The sequence below is a fragment of the Paenibacillus sp. Soil522 genome (genome assembly GCF_001428245.1).
GTDB lineage: Bacteria > Bacillota > Bacilli > Paenibacillales > Paenibacillaceae > Pristimantibacillus.
The window spans coordinates 1-20,962 of record NZ_LMRV01000066.1 but is presented as its reverse complement, the minus strand read 5'-3'; the positions used below and the strand labels follow the sequence as shown (position 1 = coordinate 20,962).

Sequence of the window (20,962 nt, the reverse complement as noted above, 5' to 3'; positions counted from 1 at the left end):
GAGATCCGCCGATCCGTTGTAGACTACTTTTACCTGTGCTAGAATTAATGAAAACGGATGTAAAACATATCAATTATTCGATTCTCCTTCGCAATGATCTGAGCGATCAGGTAATGGCGGGGGAGGTTTTTACTTTATACGGTTTTAAAGGAGGCGTTAAGTGTGAAGATAACGTTGCACAACGATTGGCCGGAACGGTTAGAAGGAGAGCTTAAAGCAACTTATATGGTAGAGCTGCTAGCTCTGCTTGAGGATAAATATAAGACGAAGACGGTTTATCCTGAGATACAAAATATTTTCAATGCGCTAAATTATACATCATATGAACAAACGAAGGTTGTCATTTTGGGACAGGATCCCTATCACGGTCCTCAGCAGGCGCATGGGCTTAGCTTCTCTGTGCAGCCGGGCATGAAGATACCGCCCTCTCTGAAAAACATATACAAAGAGCTAGAGGCTGATATAGGCGCAGAGGTTCCAGATCATGGAAGCTTGATTTCATGGGCACAGCAGGGTGTGCTTCTGCTTAATACGGTGCTTACGGTGGAGGAGGGCAATCCAAATTCGCATCAAGGAATCGGATGGGAGCGGTTTACCGATTCTATTATTGCCGCGATGAACGACAGAGATAAGCCCGTTGTATTTATGCTTTGGGGCAAGTACGCCGGGGCGAAAGCAGATCAGATTGACGCGGACAAACATCATATCATATCCTCGCCGCATCCGAGTCCGTTTGCTGCACGTAAAGGTTTTTTTGGAAGCAAGCCGTTCTCGCGGGCTAATGCTTTTCTGCGGACGATCGGAAGCGAGCCAATTGACTGGACAATCCCCATGCTGTCTTTGCCGGGGAGCGAATGAAAAAAAAGGCTTCTCCACTGTCTGAACAGTTGCTCTGACAAGTTGAGAAGCCTTATTCTTTTGCATTACTCGGTGATGGCAGCGCTGCCTGTCGACGATTCGCTCGATTGGGCCGATACAGGAAGCACCGGCTTTAGCTTTGCGTCTACATAGGTGGATACCTGTACATCGGTAATGACTTGCGGATACATTTTATCTGGATCAGGCAATACCGTCTCAACGTAAATAATAGCTTCATTTCCTTCGAAACCAATGGAAGCGATCCGGAGGCCGTATCCTGGATGAGGTGCTTGTGCGCTGACGGTTACTTTATTGATGTCGGAGTTTACAGCATTTACGGAAAGCTTAAGGTCAAGAGCCGGCTGCTCGGGCAAATTAGGAATAGGAGTCGTTTCCTTTACGAATGTAATGGCATTATAAAGCCAGCCTGCTGCCTCGCTGCGCGTAATAGCTTTCTTTGGATAAAACTTGTTCGAGCTATCCAACGTGATGATTTTGCTGATGAGCAGCTTTTGAATGCTGTCCATATAATCTTTGTTAACATCGTCTTCATCCTCTAGCAGCATGAACATTTCGATAAAAGCATAATCGCCTTTCGTCAGCATCGCTTTAAACAAATGATGAGCAAATTGCTCACGGGTCATGATATCACTAGCTTTGACCGTCTTAGGAATTTCAAGCCCGTTTAGACTTGCGATAATAAATGATTGCGAATACCATGCGTTGTCCTTTAGGTTAGTGAAATAATCGCTCGCCTTAGGTTCTTTAATGAAGCGGATATGATCAATATTGAGATTTAACCCTCTTACGATCAAAGTAACGCCTTCTGCATAAGTGAGCTTGCTTTTCGGATTAAACTTATCATTTTTATCGCCGCTTAGTATACCCAGCTTCTTAAGCTCAGAAATTTTTTGTTCGTTTGCGTCATTTTTTACGTCCTTGAACGCCCAGACGGTTTGTCCGAGTGTGAAGAGCATCATTGCAACCAGCGTCATTATCAATATCGATCGTTTTCTCATACGTTCACCTCTTTTTTAATTTGCTGCAGCACTTATTTGACGCAGCGTTAAGACAAATTGTTGCAATTTCATTTAAAATCATTATGACCGATTTAACGAGGGTGAAAACGCCGAGAAGAGATGACGGGAGAGTAATAAAAAAATCCCAAAAAGTGTTGACTTCGCGTCATTCTCCTGATATATTATTAATTGTCGCTAATATGATCTGGTAGCTCAGCTGGGAGAGCACTATCTTGACAGGGTAGGGGTCACAGGTTCGAACCCTGTTCAGATCACCATAACTTAAACGCTCAGAACCCTTGTGTTGACAAGGGTTTTTTTTATTTTGATCACAGCACCTCCGAGGTGCTTTTTTCTTTTCAACAAACGATGTTCGATAGTGCGATAAATAACTTCGTAGGCCCCTCAATTGAGTGGCTTTTTAATTTCGTTTATTTAACGGGGATTGGTAGAAAGGTTTATGAGAACTGCTGAATATTAAAAGCATTACACGTATTGCATCGGTGAATAAAATCGTTTAATATTGTTCTTAATAACGAATAAATTTTGGAATGATGTACATGGGGGCAAAAACACCGGCCATTTATTTTCATCCAGCATTCTCTTATTGGGGCTCACCTTGTTACTACATTGAAGCGCCTTGTGAATAGTATGATATTCCTATACAAAACTTGGGAGGTTGCGATATGTCGATCCTAACAGTGATTAAGATCAACTGGCACAAGTTGTCGCGTAATTACCATTTGTTAAGGTTAGAAGATTGCTTAGATGATGGGATGAAACATAAACTTAGAAAAAAAGCAGAGTATCACGAAAAGAAGATCAAAACCTACTGCCTATAACCTGTGCCGTTGTCTTAACAGGGAAGACGTTAAAGAAATGATGGAAAAGAGTGGGTCAACACTTAAAGAAATTTGTGTTCTTAATTCCTTATAGATTTCGTTTTGCCACAAGTGTCCAAAGAAAACAGGACACTTTTTTTGAACAAAAAATTCGCAGATCACAGAATAGGATCATACTGCGACATCATGTAATTTAATTAACGATGTTCAGTTTACAATTCCACCAATAATCCGCACCCAACCGATTATTGATGCCCATAGTGGGATACTTATCAGAGATGCCCAAAAGAGGCCCTTCATTAAAGGGTTTTTCTGCTCCATGATCGAACTCCTTTTTCAATACTTTGATAGTATCGATTATGGACAGAATGGTTACATGTTAAACTATCGAAGTTCGAAAGTAAAATATGGCCCATCTCAAGGACATGCTCGAAATGGGCCTTCGCGAAGGTGTATTACTTCTATTGAAAGTAGGGTAGTTATGAGAACTGCTGCTGTTATAATTTGGGGATTAGCGTTGTTTGTATTTACTTGCGCATCTAACTCGGGATTTTGGAATATAGGAGAAGTACCATATTTCCGATGGTCGTTGGAACCTAATTATCATGACTTTTTAAAAATGGATTTTAGGACGTCTAGCTCCTACGTAACACAAAAGATTGGCCATTTTTCAGGATTTGCTATATTTGCGGTACTATTATTTTCTAAAAATAAAAGAATGGGGAAAAGTATCATTCTTGCAGTTTTATACGCGATATTAACAGAATTTCTCCAATTATATTGTGGACGGCACTCAAGGTTGTACGACATAGCTATAGACACTGCAGGTATCATTTGCGGAATGTTTATTTTTCGGTTTTTAAAATACGGTCTCAGTAACTTTAGTACTTTAAAGTAAATCATAAAAAATGTGAAGTCACTCAATTGTTGAGTGTCTTTTTTGTTTTTCATAAAAGGGTGAATAATTGGATGTGCTTACGGATGAGGAATGAGGAAAGAGCTGGCGTAGGCCGGTGTCGGTTAAAGTAAATGAGCGCCCAATTTTGGCGGTGTTCACCCTCGTAAACTTGATGAGAGCTGCGAATAATATTTATAAATCCTGGTATTTATTGGATTGGTTTTGCTTCTTCCCAAGAAAAGGAGAGGATCGGTTATGAGGATGAAAAAATGGTTCATAATCACGTTGGTTGCAAGCATGCTCATGTTGTTGGGAATTCCTGCAGGGGTCGGTTCTGCGGATGGAACATCAAGTCTAGAGATTCAATGCATATCTGATCAACTTACGGCTGTCCAGGGCGGAAAAGTAGGGTTTCATATTTTATACCACAATGTGGAGAATAAAGTCATCACTAAGGCATGGCTGAAGGTGAAAGTGCCTAAAGGGTTAGAATTCGAGGAAGCGGAGGGAGCAGATTGGGATTCTGCTTCGGGAACTTTGAAGTGGAATTTGATGGATATCGATTCGAATGGCGCTGATGTTGTACATTTTAACTTGAAAGTGATGGATAATGTGGAAAATAAATCCATATTGGAAGTCTCCTGTAGTGGAGGGGTGGGGGAGCAGCAGTTTATAACCGATATGCTGATCCGAGTGAAGGTCGCTACGGAAATAGATCAGCCCGTCTTTAACGGTTTTCCGGACGGTAAGTTTCACCCTGAAGGGCTGCTTACGCGTGCCCAAACGGCCGCCATCGTGGCGAGAGTTAAAGAATTGCCAGCCCCTTCTTCGGTGGGGTCATATCAGGATGTCCCTGCCGATCATTGGGCATATGGATATATCCAGAAGGTAACGGCAACCGGGTACATGAAAGGCAACGGTGGGTTATTCCGGCCGGACCAGCCGATTAGTCTTGCAGAGTTTGTTGTCCTGATGCTTAGAGTAAAAGGAATTGAACCAATTCCGCTGAACTCTTTCTCGGAATCGAAGGGGTGGGCGAAGCAAGCTATCGAGACATCCAAAGCACTGAACTATATTGATGGATATGAAAATGATACGTTCGTTCCTAATGGATACATGACCCGAGAAGAAATAGCAAAGCTTTTGTGTATTATGCTGTACCGCGGCGAATTAAAGGATGGCGACATCCAAGTGATCCAGCATTGGCCGGACGTGCCGAAAGAAGCCTGGTCGTTCGGATGGATCGAAGAGCTGTCGCTCATAGCCCATGAATCGAAACATGTGGGGCCATTCAGCGAAAGGCTGGTCCATTATTTACCGGAGCAAACGAAGCCATTGTAAAATTTTAATAGAAGGAATGTTCAAACGGTTGCTTCGGCAGCCGTTTTTCTTGCTCCTTATCAGCAGCTGCAAATACCAATAAGCTTGCTAAACCAATGAATGCCCACATTTAAAGCAGATTAACAGCCGGTTTCCTCGCAGCTCTTTTTTGCTAGGATATAGATGGTACATTTCCCATTGAAATTCACTATCTTGGAGGAACGTTTTTCTATAGTATTTACTCTCGTAAACTATGAAATTACGAGAGGAAGCTGTCCTTGAAAATAGCATTTTGGCGAATGTTTGTCGTTTTGTTGTTTGGTGTTTTTACGTGGCAAGGTACTGCGGGAACGGCAGCTGCATTCGGTTCTATAATTCTTAACGGGAAGCCGCTACAAACCGCTGATTATGTAACCGTAGCGAAAGTAACGCTATTAACCGCTCCGGTGCATGTACAAGCACTTTCCAGTTCCGCGAAAGTGGCTATACTAAAACGTGGAGAGGAATACCCGGTTATTACAGTGGCAAAATACCATTACCAAGTTCAACTGCTTGGAGGAAAAAAGGGTTGGATTCGCAAGTCGAATGTGTCCGTTCGCAAGGCTAACCGATATGTTACCGGATGGAACTACCTTGGAGGAACGGATAAATTTATTGAGGTCAGCGATAATGCGGCTCTCGATATAGTAATGCCTCGATGGTATAAACTGAGTCAGAATGGGCTTGTATCGTCTTCACCTGACAAACGTTATGTTGATTGGGCACACTCTAAAGGCAAGAAGGTTTGGGCAATGGTCGGCAACGGGTTCGACATCGAACTCACGGATCGTGTTCTGTCGTCTTCTGCCAATCGAGCGGATGTGATCAGCAAAATCAAGGATTCGGTGCTTGCGAATGGGATTGACGGGATTAATGTTGATTTCGAGAATATGAAGATGGAAAATCGTGAGATGTTCGTCAACTTTATTCACGACTTAAAAAAATCCTTATCCCCTAGCGGCAAATTCGTTTCAGTCGATGTGACGCGGGAAAATCCGGATCCAAATTGGTCCGGGAGCTACGATCGCGCCGGTTTAGGTAAAGCTGCAGACTATGTGATCATGATGGGCTATGACGAATATTATGAAGGGCGCGGCGAAGCCGGCTCTGTCTCATCCTTGCCATGGGTGGAAGAAGGATTGCGCTTATTGCTTAAGGATGTGCCTGCTCATAAGGTGCTCCTTGGCGTACCGTTTTATACAAGAGAGTGGACGGTTCCCGCCGGCGGCGGCAAGGCAATGTCTAAAGACGTATTTATGAAAGACACCGATCTTTGGATTTCTCAAAGAGGACTAACCAAAAAATGGGATTCAGTCGCCCGCCAAAATTACGTCGAATTTACCGATATGGCCGGACATCATCGTTTGTGGGTGGAGGATCGGACATCAATGGCTGCAAGATGGAACCTTGTGAAAAAATATTCACTCGCCGGTATATCCACATGGGCCATCGGGCAAGAGTCGGCAGATATTTGGAGCGTGTTTAAGTAATCATATAATTCCTTATACAATCAAGACCAGATTGTCCGACTTTCGGCGATCTGGTTTTTTTGAATCATAATATTTGGTTATTGCTGGGCGAATAAATAAATTCCTTATACAGAAAATAAACGAGCATGTAAATCAAATTGAATAGAGGTGAGGAAATGAAAAAAATATTGATTTTGTTTAGTCTTATTTCATGCTTGATGATCTTCTCCGTTGTTCCTGCTTCTGCAGATAATAACAACACGAGGACTAACTACAGAGCTAATGCAGCAGTAGACGATAATGATTTTGGCTGGGGATGGCTTGGTCTTATTGGTCTGGCTGGATTAGTTGGAATGAGAGGCCGCGAACGTGACCGTGACCGTGCGTAAGCGAAAGTAGTCAAAAAGTATAAAGACTAAATACCTGATGATTAACAGGGTGTTTAGTCTTTAAACACGCCAATACTTCGCAGAATTGCAAAAGAACCGAGATGCGTCGCCGGGCAGGGAGAATAAAAGGAGAGTACAAGCGTGTAGGGAACATATAGGCGGTAACACGAATTAAGTTATAGCATAGAAAAATGTTATTAAGAGCACGATAATTATTGCTCAATTAAGGACTAGAATAATAATTATTGGAGGCTTGCGTTATGGTAAATCGAAATCTACAACAGATAGCTGCTGATCTTCAGGAAAATCAACAATTACAACAAGCACAGCAAGATGTTCTAAATGCACATCAACAGTTACAAGTAGAAAATCAAGAATTACTACAAGCAGAACAACAGCTGCAAACAAATATTCAACAAGTTCTACAATCACAACAACAAGTTAAGAAGGAACATTATGACGTTCAACAGGCACAACAAAAACTTCAACAGGCACAAGCCACTGCAATGACTTATCAAAACAATCCTCAAAACAAACCTCATTAAAAGGCCGATCATTAGCATAAAAATGATAAAGAGATTCCACGGTATGGCAACGGTCCAATACCGTGGCCTTTTCCGCGTGCGGTTAAAGCCATACTAAGGCATTTGCAGGGCTACAGCAGCATAACGTAATTCACTGATCAGAATTGTGTACACAATTAACTTGTGTTTTTTAAAACGCTTTCATATACTATAACTAAGCACCCAGAAAAAAATGACGACATCTTATTCGGGAGTTGAGACGCCAATGAATAAGGACGGAAGTTTTAATATCGGGTTTCTCTGGGGTATCACATTAAGTATTCCATTATGGTTCTCATTGATTGGATGGGTATGTTTAATAGTCGATATGATGAAATAATTAAATTGGTTTTAATTGACACCCGAAGGGGTGTCTTTTCTTTAAATAGAGATGTTCGTATGGAACGCATTAGGAGGAAAGAGTTGTTTTTAAATCGGAGAATTAACGTTGATTGTTTGCTAAGCAGCCTGAATACTCGTTGAGGAGATGATCAAGCTCTTGACTGATTTTAATGACAGCATGATCGGTGAAGCTGTTACATGCTTCAAATAAACGAACCATTTCAGCTCTCACTTCTTCAATTTTCTGCTGGTAAAAACAGCTGTCCATCATAATCCCTCCAAAATAAGTTGATGAATAACCCCCTAAGGATTATAAGCCTTTGGGGGTACAGTTTAAATGCGAATATCGAGGTTTTGGCTCATCGAGATGGATGCCGCTGCAATTTCCATAATGCACCTCCTACTTTTAGTTATCGGCAAGTAGAAGGTATTATTTCATATCTGTTTAAGATTCATGCGGAATATCACATTTGTTACGAATGAAGTGGATTTGGTTGCGAACTCGGTTAATGTGCTGCTGTTGTTCCTCGGATTGCTCACCCTGTGCGCCTAGTTCCAGCCGATTTAATTCCTGCAGTAAGTTCGGTAAGTCATTAGACGCATTCGAACAATTATATTCGCTCTCTAAATTTTCCAGCATTGCTGTCCCTCCGATCATGTAAGGTTTGACCATAGAATAGCTATCCCATGACCGCATTTAGTATGAGCCGTTCACCGCTGGATATGCATGTTGAAAACGTATACTAAACGTAAACATTCCCGCATATCTTTATAGAAAGCGCTCAGGAGGCGGTTTCTGTTGGCAGCACAATATGCCTTTTTGGCATTATGGCTAGTGGGGTTGTTTGGGATTATTGGTATTGTCATTAATGCTGTGACAAGATTCGTTAATCAGGATTCTCAATCGCATGATGAGCAATTTGTATGGCGCAGAAGGCTTCCGCCAGAGGCGGTCAAAAGAAAATGAATGAAAAGGGAATCCGGAAATCGCAGACGATGCGAATTTGTCGGATTTTTCTTTTGGATTGGGATTCATTAATAATTAAGTTACTTAAGGGGCATCATAATGGTTGGCTGTACATGATCTGCTATGAGAGGAGTTAACGAAAAATGAGCGATAATATTGGCGGACAAGATACGAGAGAGTCTATTGTTGCCGTGCAGAAGGACGGAGACGGTGATCTTACGGCATTCAAAACGACAAGCGGCCGCGTGCTTGATTATGCGACAGCGCTTCAAGAAGTGCAGGCTGGTCATATTGCAGGCGTTAATACTTTCAAGGGCAAGGATGGCGAATTTTATATCCGCGGTGACGCCGACGGCGATCCGTCTAACAATTTGGATCAGTTACCTGCGTTCGAAAACAAATAGTTAATGGGCTAAAAAAATCGGACAAATCAGCGTAAACGGCTAATGCCGCCCTTTGGCGGAAAAGATAGACCCGTATATTTAGATTAAAACGATAATCTTTTCGTTTATAGACAGGCGCCGCATTTCTAAATGGCAGGCGCCTTTGTTATGTTTACATAATCTCATACTGCTTATGCTGCTCAACAATTCGCATATAGCCGGTTTGGCCTTCATACTGCTCTATAGCGTCTCCATAGTGCATAAGCCATATTTTCCTTTGAATCGCTTCAGGAAGCTTTAGAAGCTCTTCCAGACTCGCGTGAACGACGCCTGGCGCTTCAAGCTGGCAATCATGATAAATAGTGGTAACGCCTTCGTCTACTAATTGCTGGAGCAGGTCGGGATCGAATCGCATATCGGCAGAGTAGAAGAAGCGTTGATTAAATAAAAAGGAATAGCTTGGCTTATTCGCAATATGCTTTGTTTGCAACAGCTTAACTGTTAAGCCGGGATGCAGCTCGAATTGTACATTCGGCTTGAGAGGACGGACCTCGAAAAAGTCCTCAAGTTTGACTAAAGGCTCCTGTGTTAATCCGCCGCGGAGTGTATGCTCCCATAATGGTTCAATTAATATTTCCGCGATATAAAGGACAGGCTTGCGATTATATTTGAACATCATTTGAAAAGCGTATTCTTCCAAACCGCCAACATGATCCCCGTGAATGTGACTGATCAGCACGGCATCAAGCTCAGGAAACGTAATACCCTGCTGATGGAGCGCCTTAGGCAGTGTAATCCCGCAATCTACAAGCAATCGAAAGCCGTTTGTATCAATTAATGCATTGTTGTTATCGTATTTTTTCGCAAAAGCGCTGCCTGTTCCAATCATTCGTATGTTCATGATACTGCCTCCTTAAGCGTTCCATCTTTAATGTACCAAATATTGCGTATCCCTGACAATTCCTGATGCACATTCGCCCTTCCGTACATACAATGCTAAAGCAGTATGTTTACTGGAGGCGAACGAGGGATGAGCAAAGGAAAAGGTAAAGTAGTTAAGAAGAAGAAGTCGGCAAGCGATCGAAAGCAGTATTATTACAAGCTTGTGCTTTCGGATACATGTGCAGTGTGCAAGACCCCTTGCGCAAGAGGCTTGCGGTATTTAGCAAGGATGAAACAGCCTGGTGCGGTAGGAAAGGGTGTCCCTTGCGTATTAACTAGAACCTATGGGTAATCATATGATTTCATTTCCGTATTTCCCAGGCAAGCGCATGGTTCAACATCATTTGACAGCTCTGGTCGAATGGCGTATATAACAAAAAAAAGTTTCGAAAATAGCGCAACTTTGCATGAATTTACGAGTATAACCTTTCATCCAGGCTATCGGATGGAGGGCTTACAACTATGAAATACAGAAAAGTTGTTATTCTGCTGCTGTTACTGTCTCTTTGGGGTGGAACGATGCTGTTCGCAGACTCTGTAACACAGAGGGTTCACGTCTTCATTAACGGTCTTGAGCAGGATGACGGGGGTTTAATTGAAGACGGCAAAACTTATTTACCGCTTCGTCAATTAGCCACATCTATGCAAGCCATCATCGAATGGGACAATCAGAACAAACGAGCGTCCGTGTATAAGCCAAATGTGCATATGTTTCTTTTCCAAAACAACGCGGTATTCGGAAACGTCGCAAAGGGCTACCAAGCGAAATTTAAAGTGTTTGCTCAAATCGATAATTTAAAGACGGACATTGTAGCTGTAAAGGTTTCGATCTTCGACCCGTATGGTAATGAGAAAGTGATTCAATCGGAAAATGTGAATACGTCGAAGGATAATTTCTGGTATGCAACCGATGATATCGAATATAAATTCGAATATAGCGGAAAATATCCGATTCGCTTCTTTTTTAAGCTGAATGGCGCGGATGATTGGACTGCTGTTTCAGAAAAGCTAATTTCCTCTTTATGATCGAATCATTTGCGATGGCGCCCCTTTAATTAAGGGGCGTCTTCGTTTGACCACCGGTAGAGTGTCATGTTACTATACGAATGTCTGTAAACATTAATGAAATGAGGTAATATTATGAGCGAGCATCAGCATGGAGATGATTGCGGCTGTGGTCATGATCACGAGCATGAAGAGCATGTCTTTATCGTGACTGACGACGAGGGCCAGGAACGTGAAATGGTCATGGTTTATACGTTTGAATCCGAAAACAATGTGTATGCCGTATTGCTGGATCGTAACGATCCTGAAGCGGATGGCGTCATTTTCCGAATTGAAGAAGAAAACGATGAGTCTTTCCTGGTTGGCATTGAAGACGATGCCGAGTGGGATCGCGTTACTGCGATTTACGAGGAAATTGCCCGTACGGAAAGCGAAGGGAAGTAATTCCAGGCTGACTTCGTTCGAACGAGAGGGAACAAAAAGATCCAAGAGCAACGCTCTTGGATCTTTTTGTTGTCACCGTATAACAAAACTTAAAATTGAACCGTTTACGTTTATTTCCGGGGATAATAGTAAATCGTTCTGCCATTAAACATGGTGAGCTCCGCTTGCAGCTGCTTGGCCATATATTTGCATAGCTCGTTTGCTTTGGCCTTGTCGCCATGAGTCGCTTCATCCGGGAGAACGACCTGGACGCAAGATACTACTTGACCAGCCATACTGGTTGTTTCGCCCGGTCCGAAAATGATGTGCTTATAGTGCGGATTAATGCCCTTCAAATAAAACCAGCGGTCATCTTGCTTTGATTCGATCGTGTAAGGGAAAGCGGCTTCGGCGTAATCCCAATCCAATTGAGTGCCGGTTAGAGCGGTTTGCTCCCGATAATGCAAGAGCTGGCTCCGTATTTCCTCTAATGTAAGCTTCTCTACGGATGATCCTTGCACGAATTTTATGTAAGCGCTTTGACTCATCGCATCTCACCTCTGCCAACATCATAGCATGCACGAAATGGGTTGACAATAAGTGGTACTACGGATAAAGAAGCATTAAAAAACCAACCCTTACGGCACTTTTGGATGCCTTTAGGTCGGTTTTTGTGCTTAAATTATGAAATTGCCGTTTCTTCAACGATAACTTTGACAAATTCGATGCTGCGATCCTCAGGTCCTTTAACCGGCAATCCGACTTGGACATGATCGACGATATAATCGATATTTTTTTGGGTGATAACTTCGCCAGGCAGCAGTATCGGGATGCCCGGCGGATATACATAAATGAATTCCGCAATGATTCGTCCCGCAGACTCCTTAAACGGGACGACTTCCGTCTGACCGTAGAAAGCATCGCGCGGCGAAAGGGAGAGCTGAGGAATGTCCGGAATTTTGACGACTAATTCACGTGCTTCAGCACCCTCATGAAACCGCTCTGACAAGCCCCGTAGCGAAATTATCAATTTTGACACGGAATCAGAGGTATCACCAGGCGTAACTAAGCAAAGAATGTTATACATGTCGCTCATTTCGATTTCCACATTATAGTTATCGCGCAGCCAATTTTCCGTTTCATAGCCGGTAATGCCAAGATGCCTTACATGAATAGATATTTTGGTCGGATCGTAATCATAGGTAGCCTCATCGCCGAGAATTTCTTCTCCGAAGCAGTACAGGCCCGGTATTTCATTGATTTGCTGACGGGCGTACTGGGCCAGCTCAATTGCGTGTTCAGCGAGAGCATGTCCGTTCAATGCGAGATTTCGTCTCGACGTATCAAGCGAGCCCAGCAAAATGTAAGAAGTCGACGTTGTGGTCAGCATACTAATAACCGTTTGGATGCGGTACGGATTAACTCTGCCCTTGCGAACATTAAGCACCGAGCTTTGCGTCATGGAGCCGCCAAGCTTATGCACGCTCGTAGCTGCCATATCTGCGCCAGCTTGCATAGCGGACATAGGCAGCTTCTCATGGAAATGGATGAGTACGCCGTGCGCTTCGTCCACGAGCACAGGGATGTCGAAGCTATGTACAAGATCGACAATCTCTTTGAGGTTGGCGCAAATGCCAAAGTAAGTCGGATTGATAACAAGCACTGCTTTAGCATCCGGATGCCGCTCAAGCGCCTTGCGGACGGAGCGTGTCGTGATGCCGTGGTCGATTCCGAGATTATTGTCCCTTGCAGGCGAAATGAACACCGGTCTGGCACCTGCGAAAATAATAGCAGCCATAATGGATTTGTGAACGTTACGAGGCACAATGATTTTGTCCCCGGGCGCGCATACCGTTAAAATCATCGTCATAATCGCGCCGCTTGTTCCTTGCACGGAGAAATAAGTGTAGTCCGATCCGAAGGCGTCAGCCGCTAGCTTTTGCGCTTCCTCAATAACGCCTGTCGGCTGATGCAGGTCATCAAGCGGTGCTATATTGATTAGATCGATCGACAACGCGTTGTCGCCGATAAATTCACGAAATTCCGAGTCGCTGCCCAATCCTTTTTTATGTCCGGGAATATGAAACTGTACGGGATCCTGCTCCGCATGTCGGCGAAGAGCGGTGAAGAGCGGGGTTTTATTGTGATCCATCGCTATCATCCCTGCCTTTCATTAGAGGTTACAAACAAAGTTGAGTATAGCAAATACAGGGGGGAATGCAAGCTCCATTTTTGGAATAGGATCACGGATGGTCAATTTGTTCGTCAATTGTTCATATATGCTGGTTTGACGGATATGGTAACATAGGTTGGTGGAGGGGTTGCAGAATGAAAGATAGACGCATGCTTATCGTTATGGCTATTTTAATGATAACATTTATTGGGTTCGGCATTATCATTCCGGTTATGCCGGAAATTATTCAAGCCGCAGATCCGAATAAAGCGGAATTACATACAGGCCGGATGCTGGCTATTTATTCCGCCGTTTCGTTTTTCCTATCGCCGTTCTGGGGAAGCTTATCCGATCGCATTGGCAGACGTCCGATTATTTTAGTTGGCGTTCTTGGATTTGCGGCGAGTTTTTTGCTGTTCGGCCTGTCCTCAGGCAATTTGACGCTCATGTATCTGTCACGGGTGCTAGGCGGTTTGTTCTCGGGTGCGGTCGCTTCCGTTATCGTGGCGTATGTAGCAGACATAACGCCTCCGGAGGAGAGAACGAAAGGGATGGGGCTCATCGGAATGTCAATCGGCCTTGGTTTTACGATCGGGCCTGGCTTCGGCGGACTGCTGAGCGTGATTTCGCTGGAAACGCCTGTTTTCGCGGCATCAGCCTTGGCGCTTATAACGTTCGTACTCGCTGCTGCGAAGCTGAAGGAATCGCTTGCGCCGGAGCAGCGGAAGAACAGGGCGGAGAAGCGGGTATCGCGGTGGGCTGCTTTTACAGGTCCGCTTAAATATTTGTACGTGCTGGCGTTTTTCGTAACGTTCACGCTTGCGGGAATGGAAGCCACCTTGCAATTTTTCGGTATGCGGCGGTTTGATGTGACTCCACTGCAGGTCGGCGTTTTATTTTTTGTATGCGGGTTTGTCGGGGCGCTTGTACAAGGCGGAGTCGTACGCCGGCGGATCAAGAAAGGAGAGGAGCCGAAATATATTGGCATCGGGCTCGTTATTTCAGCGCTTGGCTTTTTTCTCCTATTGGCCGCGCATTCCCTATGGTGGGCAACCTTGTCGCTTGCCGTGTTCGGAATCGGCAACTCCTTGATCAGGCCATGCGTTACTTCGCTCATATCGCAGAAGACGAAGGTCGGACAAGGCGTGGCATCAGGTCTTAGCTCGTCTATGGACAGCTTAGGGCGCATAGCGGGTCCGCTGCTTGGCTCTTTCTTCTTTACCATTGAAATGGGTCTTCCGTACTTGCTTGGCGGTATTTTATGCTTAGCGGCGCTGCTCCTGCTGCTCCGCTTCCATCAATTGGACAAGTTGAGCTTCCAAGAGGCCGCAATGGATACTGCCAAATAAACAGAAAACAAGCCGGCTGCTCATCGTTAGATGGACAACCGGCTTGTTTTTGTTAGGGAGCTTAAGGAGCAAGACCTTTCAAAATAAAGGTGATGGTCGCCTCCCGTTCCTTCTCATCATTCCATGTGCTATCTGTACGATTAGCCGAGAAGGTACGAAAAAGCACATAGCCCATGAGTGAAGATGCAGCCAATCGTATGACGGTATGAGGCGACCAATCGACGATAGCGCCCTGCTGCTGAAACTTTTGAATGTTGATGCTGAATTTTTCGAGCACCTTCGCCAGGATCAGCTTCTGGAATTGCTCCTGAAGGTCGGGGTGGAAAGGGATCTCCTGGATGAATATTTTGAATACCTGCATATGCCGCTCCAGGAATGCGATCCGATTCTCAATAATGGCCCGCAGCATCTGATCGAAGCTGTCAAAGCTGCTATCGAGCACCTTGTAGAAGTCGCGGAGCACGAAAGGAGCCACAAGCTTTGCCATAACGGGCGCAACGATCGAGAGCAGCAAATCCTTTTTCGTTTTGTAGTGGCGGAAAATGGTGCCTTCGGCTACGCCTGCCCGCTGGGCGATTTCACTCGTCGAAGATGCGGCAAAGCCTTTCTGGGCGAAAACCTCAGAGGCAGCCTGCACGATTTTTAATTGCTTCTCGGTCATCTTTATTTCTTCATTATCTAGCTTCAACAGCTCCTGCAGCCATTGTTCTACTGGTTCTTGCATCTAAAGACACTCCTTCGCTCATACCCATGCCTTCCATTATATCAGAAGCATTTCGCTTCTACATGCGGCGGTGCTTCTTCAGCGCCAGCACATTCAAGAGTGCGAATAACAAGGAGAAGCCGGCTAACACGTAAACATCCACTTGAAAATCTCCCCAGCTCTCGCCCCGGATCATAATGCCTTTCATAGCATCGGCGCCATAATAGAGAGGCATAACGAGGCTTAGCTTTTGCAGCCAAGGATTCATGGCATCCAAATTAAACAGTCCCGAGAAAAAGGCTTGCGGCACGATGACGATCGGAATGAATTGAATGATTTGGAATTCGCTGCTTGCAAAGGACGACAGAAGTGTTCCGAGCGTTAATGCCGTTAACGATAACAGCAGATTAATGATCAGCATATAACCGATGTTTCCAGCCATGTACAAGCCGAGCACGTCTACCGAATACCAGGCGATCAAAGAGGCTTGCAGCAGGGTGAAAATGCCGAATCCGGCTAAATAACCGGCCACGATTTCACTGCGCCGAATCGGCGTCGCAAGCAATCGCTCTAAGGTTCCGCTTGTTCTCTCCCGCAGGAAGGACACACCTGCAAGCAGGAAGACGAAGAAGAACGAGAAGAATCCGATGAGCACCGGTCCAAAAGAATCGAAGGCAGCCATGTCCGGCCCGCCATGCAAATAAGAAATGGCGGGAGCAGCGCTTCCTCCGCTTGTTTGCAGTGCATTTTGCAATAGCAGCAGTACGGCTCTGTTAATGGAAGGGTCACTGCCCTCAAGCATAAGCTCAGGCGTGCCGCCTTTTAATTGCAGGATGGCGTCGAGCTCGCCCGCTTGTATCGCTGCTTGAGCATCGTCCGCTGAATTGTAGATGGTTATATCGGCATTTAACTGCTCGAATTTCTCCGTTACGGCAGCAGGAAGACCGACCATGCCTATAGCGGGCGAGACGGCTTGCCCGTCAAATACGAGCTTCATCAAGCTTAAGACGAGGAGCGGAGCAAGAAATAATAAAGCCAGCGTCCGTTTATCCCGGAGAAATTGTTTCACAATCCGAATGGCAAGCGCGCGTATTCTCATGATTCATCGCCTCCATCGCGTCCAAGCGCAATGAACGCTTCTTCGATGGTACTGCAGCCAGCCTGCTCGATAATGGCTTTAGGCGAATCGAGCGCAATGAGCTTCCCGCCTCTTATCAGGCCAAGCCGGTCGCATTTTTCCGCCTCATCCATCACATGCGTCGTTACGATTATGGTCACGCCCTGCTTGCTCAGCGCGGATAGCTCATTCCAAATCGATTGACGCAGGACGGGGTCTATGCCTACAGTCGGTTCATCCAGCACGAGCAGCTGCGGCTCATGCAGCAGGGCTATCGCAAGCGAGAGCCGGCGCTTCATGCCACCCGAATAGGCAGCAGCCGGCTTATTCAAATGATCGGTTAATGCGACCAGCTTGGAAACAGCCTGAATCCGAGCTTGGAGCAGTGCACCTTTTAGACCGAACATTGCGCCAAAAAACGCTAAATTTTGTTTGCCCGTCAATTCATTATAGAGCGCATCCGATTGCGCCATGTAACCGAAGGCTTTCAGCATTTTCAGCTGCGGTATCGGTTCTCCAAGCATGCTGACCGTGCCTGCGTCGGCACGGTCAATACCGGTCATCAGCTTGATCAGCGTCGTTTTGCCTGAACCGGAGGGTCCCAGCAATCCAAAAAGCTCACCTCGCGGAATGGAAAGCGTTATATCTTCAAGCACGGCACGACCGCCAAACGTACGGGCAATTCCTTTCACCTCTACCGCGGCGGCAGATCCTGACGGCTCATTTGGGCTGGAAATCATCTTAATCACACTCCTCGATCTCATAATGAGTAAGTACTCACTATATAATACGGGAATTTGAGCGGCTTGTGAAGCGAGTACTTACTCATTATTTCGGATTCGTTCCTCGGTCTGCAGATGTAGACGATTTCCGACTAAGGGCGAGAATCAATTCCCTACTCTGGACGTTTTTGCTAATGCTTCTATCCAATTATGATTAGAAAAGACAAAACAATAGAAATCCGTAAAGGGAGAAGGAGTCGGAAACAAATGAGTAAATTGACAGAGTGGTCGTTCCGAAATAAGGCGGCCATGATACTGATCGTCGTTATGGCATTGGCGATGGGCGTTATCAGCTACTTTAGACTGCCGATGGAGTTTCTGCCGGCAGCCGACAATCCACAGGTCATGATTACCGCTATCGGTCCGGGTAATGACGCGAAATCCATGGAGCAGCTGGTCACGAACCCTTTGGAAGAGGCTGTAACGTTCGTGAAAGGGAAGACGGATATGTTCTCGACTTCCGGCGACGGTTATGCACAGGTCAATTTGAATTTTGATTCGAAAACCAATATGAAAGAAGCGAAGGCGGAAATTGAGCGGGCGGTAGATCAGGTGAAACTGCCTGCAAATGTGATGAAGCCGTTCGTCGTACAATTTAATACATCGATGATTCCTATCGCTTGGGTGACTTTAACATTTGATGAGCGCATGAGCGAGCAGGAAAAGGAAGCGAAGCTTAAGGCGTTTACGACTGAGCTTCAGAAGTCGGAGGGTGCGGGCCAGGTCAGCATTAGCGGCAAGTCATCGCCAACGGTTAGCGTCGTTCCGCTTAAGGATAAGCTGGCTGAAGCAGGCATTCCGGTGCAAGCGCTAATGGGTGTGCTGCAGGGCAGAGGGGCATCTGTTTCGCTAGGGGAACGAACCTTAGACGGGGCTGCCGGCAATATTAATGTATATGATCAAGTGACGGATCTAGAAACGCTGCGCAAGCTTCCAGTCGCTGCGGGCGTGAAGCTGGGAGATGTGGCAACCGTTGAGCTCTCGAAGAATCAAGAGAGCATTAGCCGCATGAACGGCAAAGATGCGATTATGTTCACGATCTCTAAATCTGCCGATGCGAATGCCGTTTCAGTCGGAAAGGGTATCCAGAAAACGGTTGAACGTTTAAACGAAGACGTAGAGGGTATCGATGCATCCATTATTTTGAGCACATCCGATTCAGTCGTCTCTTCCGTTAACAGTATGATGCGTGAAGTATTGCTTGGCGCCTTGTTCGCAACGATCGTTATTTTATTGTTCATGCGCAATATTAAAGCAACGATCGTGACGATCGTCTCGATTCCACTGTCGCTTGGCATTACGCTTTATTTGCTGCAGCTCTCCGGCGTATCGCTTAACATCATTACGCTTGGAGGCGTTGCGGTAGCGGTTGGCCGTCTCGTTGACGATAGTATCGTCGTCATTGAGAACATCTATAGAAGGCTGCAAAAGGAGACATTCTCCATCAAGCTTATAACGGATGCGACGAAGGAGGTAGCTTCCGCGATTACCTCGTCAACACTCGTAACGGTTGCGGTATTTCTACCGATGGGTCTGCTGCGCGGCTCGTTGCAAGCATTTCTGCTGCCATTTGCACTAACGGTCGCTTACTCGCTGCTTGCTTCCTTACTCGTTGCATTGACTGTCGTGCCGCTTCTAAGCGCCGTCCTGCTGCGCGGAACGAAGGAGAAGGAGCATGCCGGATTGCCCAAATTCGCTGCTTTCATCCGCTGGAACCTTGCGCATAAGCTCGTGCCGATTATCATTGCGGTACTTCTGTTCGCAGGCTCGATTAGCGCGTATATGTTCATGCCGAAGGGAGCGCTAGACTCCTCCAGCGCCGAGAACGTGAACGTATCGCTGCAATATCCGAGCGATACGCCGGCAGATCAGGTACTGGAAGCAGGGAAGAAGCTCGAAGCCTATTTGACCGCTAACAAAGACATCGAGTGGGTCATGATGATGCTCGGCAATAGCGCCGATGCTGCCAAATACGGATCCGTTTCATCGCCTACTCTGGTTACGTATATGATCGACATGAAGGATGGCGCCGACGCAGAGCTCTTTATGGACAATGTAAGGTCGCAGAAGGATAACTATAAAGGTGCAACTTTGACGGTAAATGCCTCCAACTTAATGATGGGCGGCGGATCGCCGCAAATTTATATCGACGTGACCGGCGACGATCAGGAGAAGCTTGCCCAAACCGCAGAACAGCTGATTGCAGCCATTAAGCCGATAGACGGCGTGCAAAAGGTAGAAAGCAATCAGGAGGAGAAAAAATCGGTTTACTCCTTTAAAGTCGATCCTGCACTTGCGAAAGGACAGGAGGTAGCGATGCAGCTGCAAAGCATGCTGAATCCGGTTCCGATCGGATCGATTCGAATAGAAGAAAGCGATACGCCGGTTATATTGCAGCCGGTCGTGAACCCCGGTTCGAAGGCGGAGCTGGAGCAGTTAACGGTGATGACGGATACAGGCGCCGCTCCTATATCGAAGGTAGCCGAGTTGGTCCGCTCCGAGGAGCCTTCCCTTTACTATCATAAAGAAGGAAAAACATATATCCGCGTAACAGCTAACGCTGAGCCTAAAGAGCTGTCAGTCGTTGGCGATAAAATAACCAAAGCAACGAAGGAGCTTAGGCTGCCGGAGGGCGTAACCCTTGCGGTGGGCGGAGCATCAGCAGATCAATCGAGTGATTTCGCGGATTTGGGTTTAACCGCGCTTATTTCCATCGGAATTGTATATCTCATTATGGTATTGACGTTCAAGACGCTCCGGGCACCGCTTGTGATTATGATTTCCTTGCCGCTTGCCGCTATTGGAGCAGTAACGGGCTTGCTCATATCCGGAGTGACGCCTGATTTTACGGCGATGTTCGGAGCGCTGATGCTGATCGGAATTGTTGTTACAAATGCGATCGTATTGATAGACCGCGTGAAGCAAAATGAGCTGACGATGCCGATTCGCGAAGCATTGATCGAAGCGGCTGTGACGCGGATGCTTCCGATCGTGATGACGGCGGTAGCAACGATTTCCGCGATGCTGCCGCTTGTGTTCGGTTCGCATGAATCAGGAAGCATCGTTTCGCAAAGTCTGGCTATCGTCGTCATTGGGGGCTTGACCGCGGCAACGCTGCTTACACTGATCATCGTTCCGTGCGTGTACGAATTGCTTTTCTTCCGCACCTCACGCAAGCAGCGGCGGGCTAAAGCTGCATCCGTGATAACGGAAGCCGCACCATCGCTGCAAAATTAAAAAAGTAAAAGGCTGTACCTCAAGGGTTTTATGATTGATGAACTGCGCCCCGTCAAGTAGACAGTACAAATAATAAAAACCAGTTATGCGGCCTTAGTCCTAAATTCCATCGGACTGAGGCCGTTTAATTTCGCCTGTAATC

Annotated in this window: 22 protein-coding genes and 1 tRNA gene; 14 read left to right on the top strand and 9 right to left on the bottom strand. The window is 45.8% G+C overall.

Annotation, left to right across the window (positions count from 1 at the left end; genetic code table 11):
• The first annotated feature begins 162 nt into the window (after positions 1–162).
• Positions 163–858 carry a uracil-DNA glycosylase gene (locus ASG81_RS21195; RefSeq protein WP_056638889.1) on the top strand — a complete coding sequence of 232 codons (696 nt, stop codon included), beginning with the start codon at positions 163–165 and terminating at the stop codon, positions 856–858.
• 65 nt (positions 859–923) lie between these two features.
• On the opposite strand, the gene ASG81_RS21190 is transcribed toward ASG81_RS21195, so the two are convergent.
• Positions 924–1,877, bottom strand: coding sequence for an S-layer homology domain-containing protein (locus tag ASG81_RS21190; protein WP_056638886.1), 954 nt, complete (start codon positions 1,875–1,877; stop codon positions 924–926).
• Positions 1,878–2,079: 202 nt separating this feature from the next.
• Here ASG81_RS21190 and ASG81_RS21185 point away from each other — a divergent pair.
• The 6 genes from ASG81_RS21185 to ASG81_RS21160 all read left to right on the top strand — a co-directional run bounded on the left by ASG81_RS21185 (position 2,080) and on the right by ASG81_RS21160 (position 7,379).
• Positions 2,080–2,155, top strand: a tRNA-Val gene (locus ASG81_RS21185).
• 883 nt (positions 2,156–3,038) lie between these two features.
• A complete protein-coding gene (locus ASG81_RS34105; protein WP_056638883.1) occupies positions 3,039–3,617 on the top strand; it encodes a VanZ family protein in 579 nt (192 codons plus the stop codon).
• Between the two features lie 255 nt (positions 3,618–3,872).
• The gene (locus tag ASG81_RS21175) at positions 3,873–4,958 is read left to right on the top strand and encodes an S-layer homology domain-containing protein (protein WP_056638880.1); all 1,086 of its coding nucleotides are present in this window, start codon (positions 3,873–3,875) and stop codon (positions 4,956–4,958) included.
• A gap of 257 nt (positions 4,959–5,215) precedes the next feature.
• The gene (locus ASG81_RS21170) at positions 5,216–6,466 is read left to right on the top strand and encodes a glycosyl hydrolase family 18 protein (protein ID WP_056638878.1); all 1,251 of its coding nucleotides are present in this window, start codon (positions 5,216–5,218) and stop codon (positions 6,464–6,466) included.
• Positions 6,467–6,621: 155 nt separating this feature from the next.
• Complete coding sequence (locus tag ASG81_RS21165; RefSeq protein ID WP_056638875.1) at positions 6,622–6,834, top strand: WGxxGxxG family protein; 213 nt, start codon at positions 6,622–6,624, stop codon at positions 6,832–6,834.
• Between the two features lie 260 nt (positions 6,835–7,094).
• The gene (locus ASG81_RS21160) at positions 7,095–7,379 is read left to right on the top strand and encodes a hypothetical protein (protein ID WP_056638872.1); all 285 of its coding nucleotides are present in this window, start codon (positions 7,095–7,097) and stop codon (positions 7,377–7,379) included.
• A 460-nt stretch (positions 7,380–7,839) separates the two neighbouring features.
• Here the strand turns inward: ASG81_RS21160 and ASG81_RS30135 are convergent, their stop codons facing one another.
• Positions 7,840–8,010 carry an aspartyl-phosphate phosphatase Spo0E family protein gene (locus ASG81_RS30135; protein ID WP_081417483.1) on the bottom strand — a complete coding sequence of 57 codons (171 nt, stop codon included), beginning with the start codon at positions 8,008–8,010 and terminating at the stop codon, positions 7,840–7,842.
• Positions 8,011–8,184: 174 nt separating this feature from the next.
• On the bottom strand, positions 8,185–8,379 hold the full coding sequence (locus ASG81_RS21155; RefSeq protein ID WP_056638870.1) for a hypothetical protein: 195 nt from the start codon (positions 8,377–8,379) through the stop codon (positions 8,185–8,187).
• A gap of 159 nt (positions 8,380–8,538) precedes the next feature.
• On the opposite strand from ASG81_RS21155, the gene ASG81_RS32235 reads away from it, so the two are divergent.
• Positions 8,539–8,706 (top strand): hypothetical protein, encoded by a 168-nt coding sequence (locus tag ASG81_RS32235; RefSeq protein WP_200961568.1) that lies wholly within the window; start codon positions 8,539–8,541, stop codon positions 8,704–8,706.
• A gap of 143 nt (positions 8,707–8,849) precedes the next feature.
• A complete protein-coding gene (locus ASG81_RS21150) occupies positions 8,850–9,110 on the top strand; it encodes a DUF3892 domain-containing protein (protein WP_056638866.1) in 261 nt (86 codons plus the stop codon).
• Positions 9,111–9,261: 151 nt separating this feature from the next.
• On the opposite strand, the gene ASG81_RS21145 is transcribed toward ASG81_RS21150, so the two are convergent.
• Positions 9,262–9,990: an MBL fold metallo-hydrolase gene (locus tag ASG81_RS21145; RefSeq protein ID WP_056638863.1), complete on the bottom strand. Its 729-nt coding sequence runs from the start codon at positions 9,988–9,990 to the stop codon at positions 9,262–9,264.
• A gap of 129 nt (positions 9,991–10,119) precedes the next feature.
• Between ASG81_RS21145 and ASG81_RS21140 the strand changes: the two genes are divergently transcribed.
• The 3 genes from ASG81_RS21140 to ASG81_RS21130 all read left to right on the top strand — a co-directional run bounded on the left by ASG81_RS21140 (position 10,120) and on the right by ASG81_RS21130 (position 11,480).
• Positions 10,120–10,323, top strand: a complete 204-nt coding sequence (locus ASG81_RS21140) for a hypothetical protein (RefSeq protein WP_056638860.1) — start codon at positions 10,120–10,122, stop codon at positions 10,321–10,323.
• A gap of 170 nt (positions 10,324–10,493) precedes the next feature.
• A complete protein-coding gene (locus ASG81_RS21135) occupies positions 10,494–11,057 on the top strand; it encodes a stalk domain-containing protein (RefSeq protein WP_056638857.1) in 564 nt (187 codons plus the stop codon).
• A 114-nt stretch (positions 11,058–11,171) separates the two neighbouring features.
• Complete coding sequence (locus ASG81_RS21130) at positions 11,172–11,480, top strand: DUF1292 domain-containing protein (protein WP_028611181.1); 309 nt, start codon at positions 11,172–11,174, stop codon at positions 11,478–11,480.
• A gap of 110 nt (positions 11,481–11,590) precedes the next feature.
• Here ASG81_RS21130 and ASG81_RS21125 read toward each other — a convergent pair whose 3' ends face one another.
• A complete protein-coding gene (locus tag ASG81_RS21125) occupies positions 11,591–12,007 on the bottom strand; it encodes a DUF1885 family protein (protein WP_056638852.1) in 417 nt (138 codons plus the stop codon).
• 134 nt (positions 12,008–12,141) lie between these two features.
• Positions 12,142–13,611, bottom strand: coding sequence for an aminotransferase class I/II-fold pyridoxal phosphate-dependent enzyme (locus ASG81_RS21120; protein ID WP_056638849.1), 1,470 nt, complete (start codon positions 13,609–13,611; stop codon positions 12,142–12,144).
• A gap of 176 nt (positions 13,612–13,787) precedes the next feature.
• On the opposite strand from ASG81_RS21120, the gene ASG81_RS21115 reads away from it, so the two are divergent.
• Positions 13,788–14,981, top strand: a complete 1,194-nt coding sequence (locus ASG81_RS21115) for an MFS transporter (RefSeq protein ID WP_056638846.1) — start codon at positions 13,788–13,790, stop codon at positions 14,979–14,981.
• 61 nt (positions 14,982–15,042) lie between these two features.
• Here ASG81_RS21115 and ASG81_RS21110 read toward each other — a convergent pair whose 3' ends face one another.
• The 3 genes from ASG81_RS21110 to ASG81_RS21100 are packed head-to-tail and all read right to left on the bottom strand — an operon-like array spanning position 15,043 to position 17,541.
• The gene (locus ASG81_RS21110) at positions 15,043–15,705 is read right to left on the bottom strand and encodes a TetR/AcrR family transcriptional regulator (protein WP_056638843.1); all 663 of its coding nucleotides are present in this window, start codon (positions 15,703–15,705) and stop codon (positions 15,043–15,045) included.
• 58 nt (positions 15,706–15,763) lie between these two features.
• Positions 15,764–16,783 (bottom strand): ABC transporter permease, encoded by a 1,020-nt coding sequence (locus ASG81_RS21105; RefSeq protein ID WP_056638840.1) that lies wholly within the window; start codon positions 16,781–16,783, stop codon positions 15,764–15,766.
• Positions 16,780–17,541 (bottom strand): ABC transporter ATP-binding protein, encoded by a 762-nt coding sequence (locus ASG81_RS21100; RefSeq protein ID WP_056638837.1) that lies wholly within the window; start codon positions 17,539–17,541, stop codon positions 16,780–16,782. The genes ASG81_RS21105 and ASG81_RS21100 overlap by 4 nt, the downstream gene beginning before the upstream one ends.
• Before the next feature lie 249 nt (positions 17,542–17,790).
• On the opposite strand from ASG81_RS21100, the gene ASG81_RS21095 reads away from it, so the two are divergent.
• Positions 17,791–20,820, top strand: coding sequence for an efflux RND transporter permease subunit (locus tag ASG81_RS21095; RefSeq protein ID WP_056638835.1), 3,030 nt, complete (start codon positions 17,791–17,793; stop codon positions 20,818–20,820).
• The last annotated feature ends 142 nt before the right edge of the window (positions 20,821–20,962 follow it).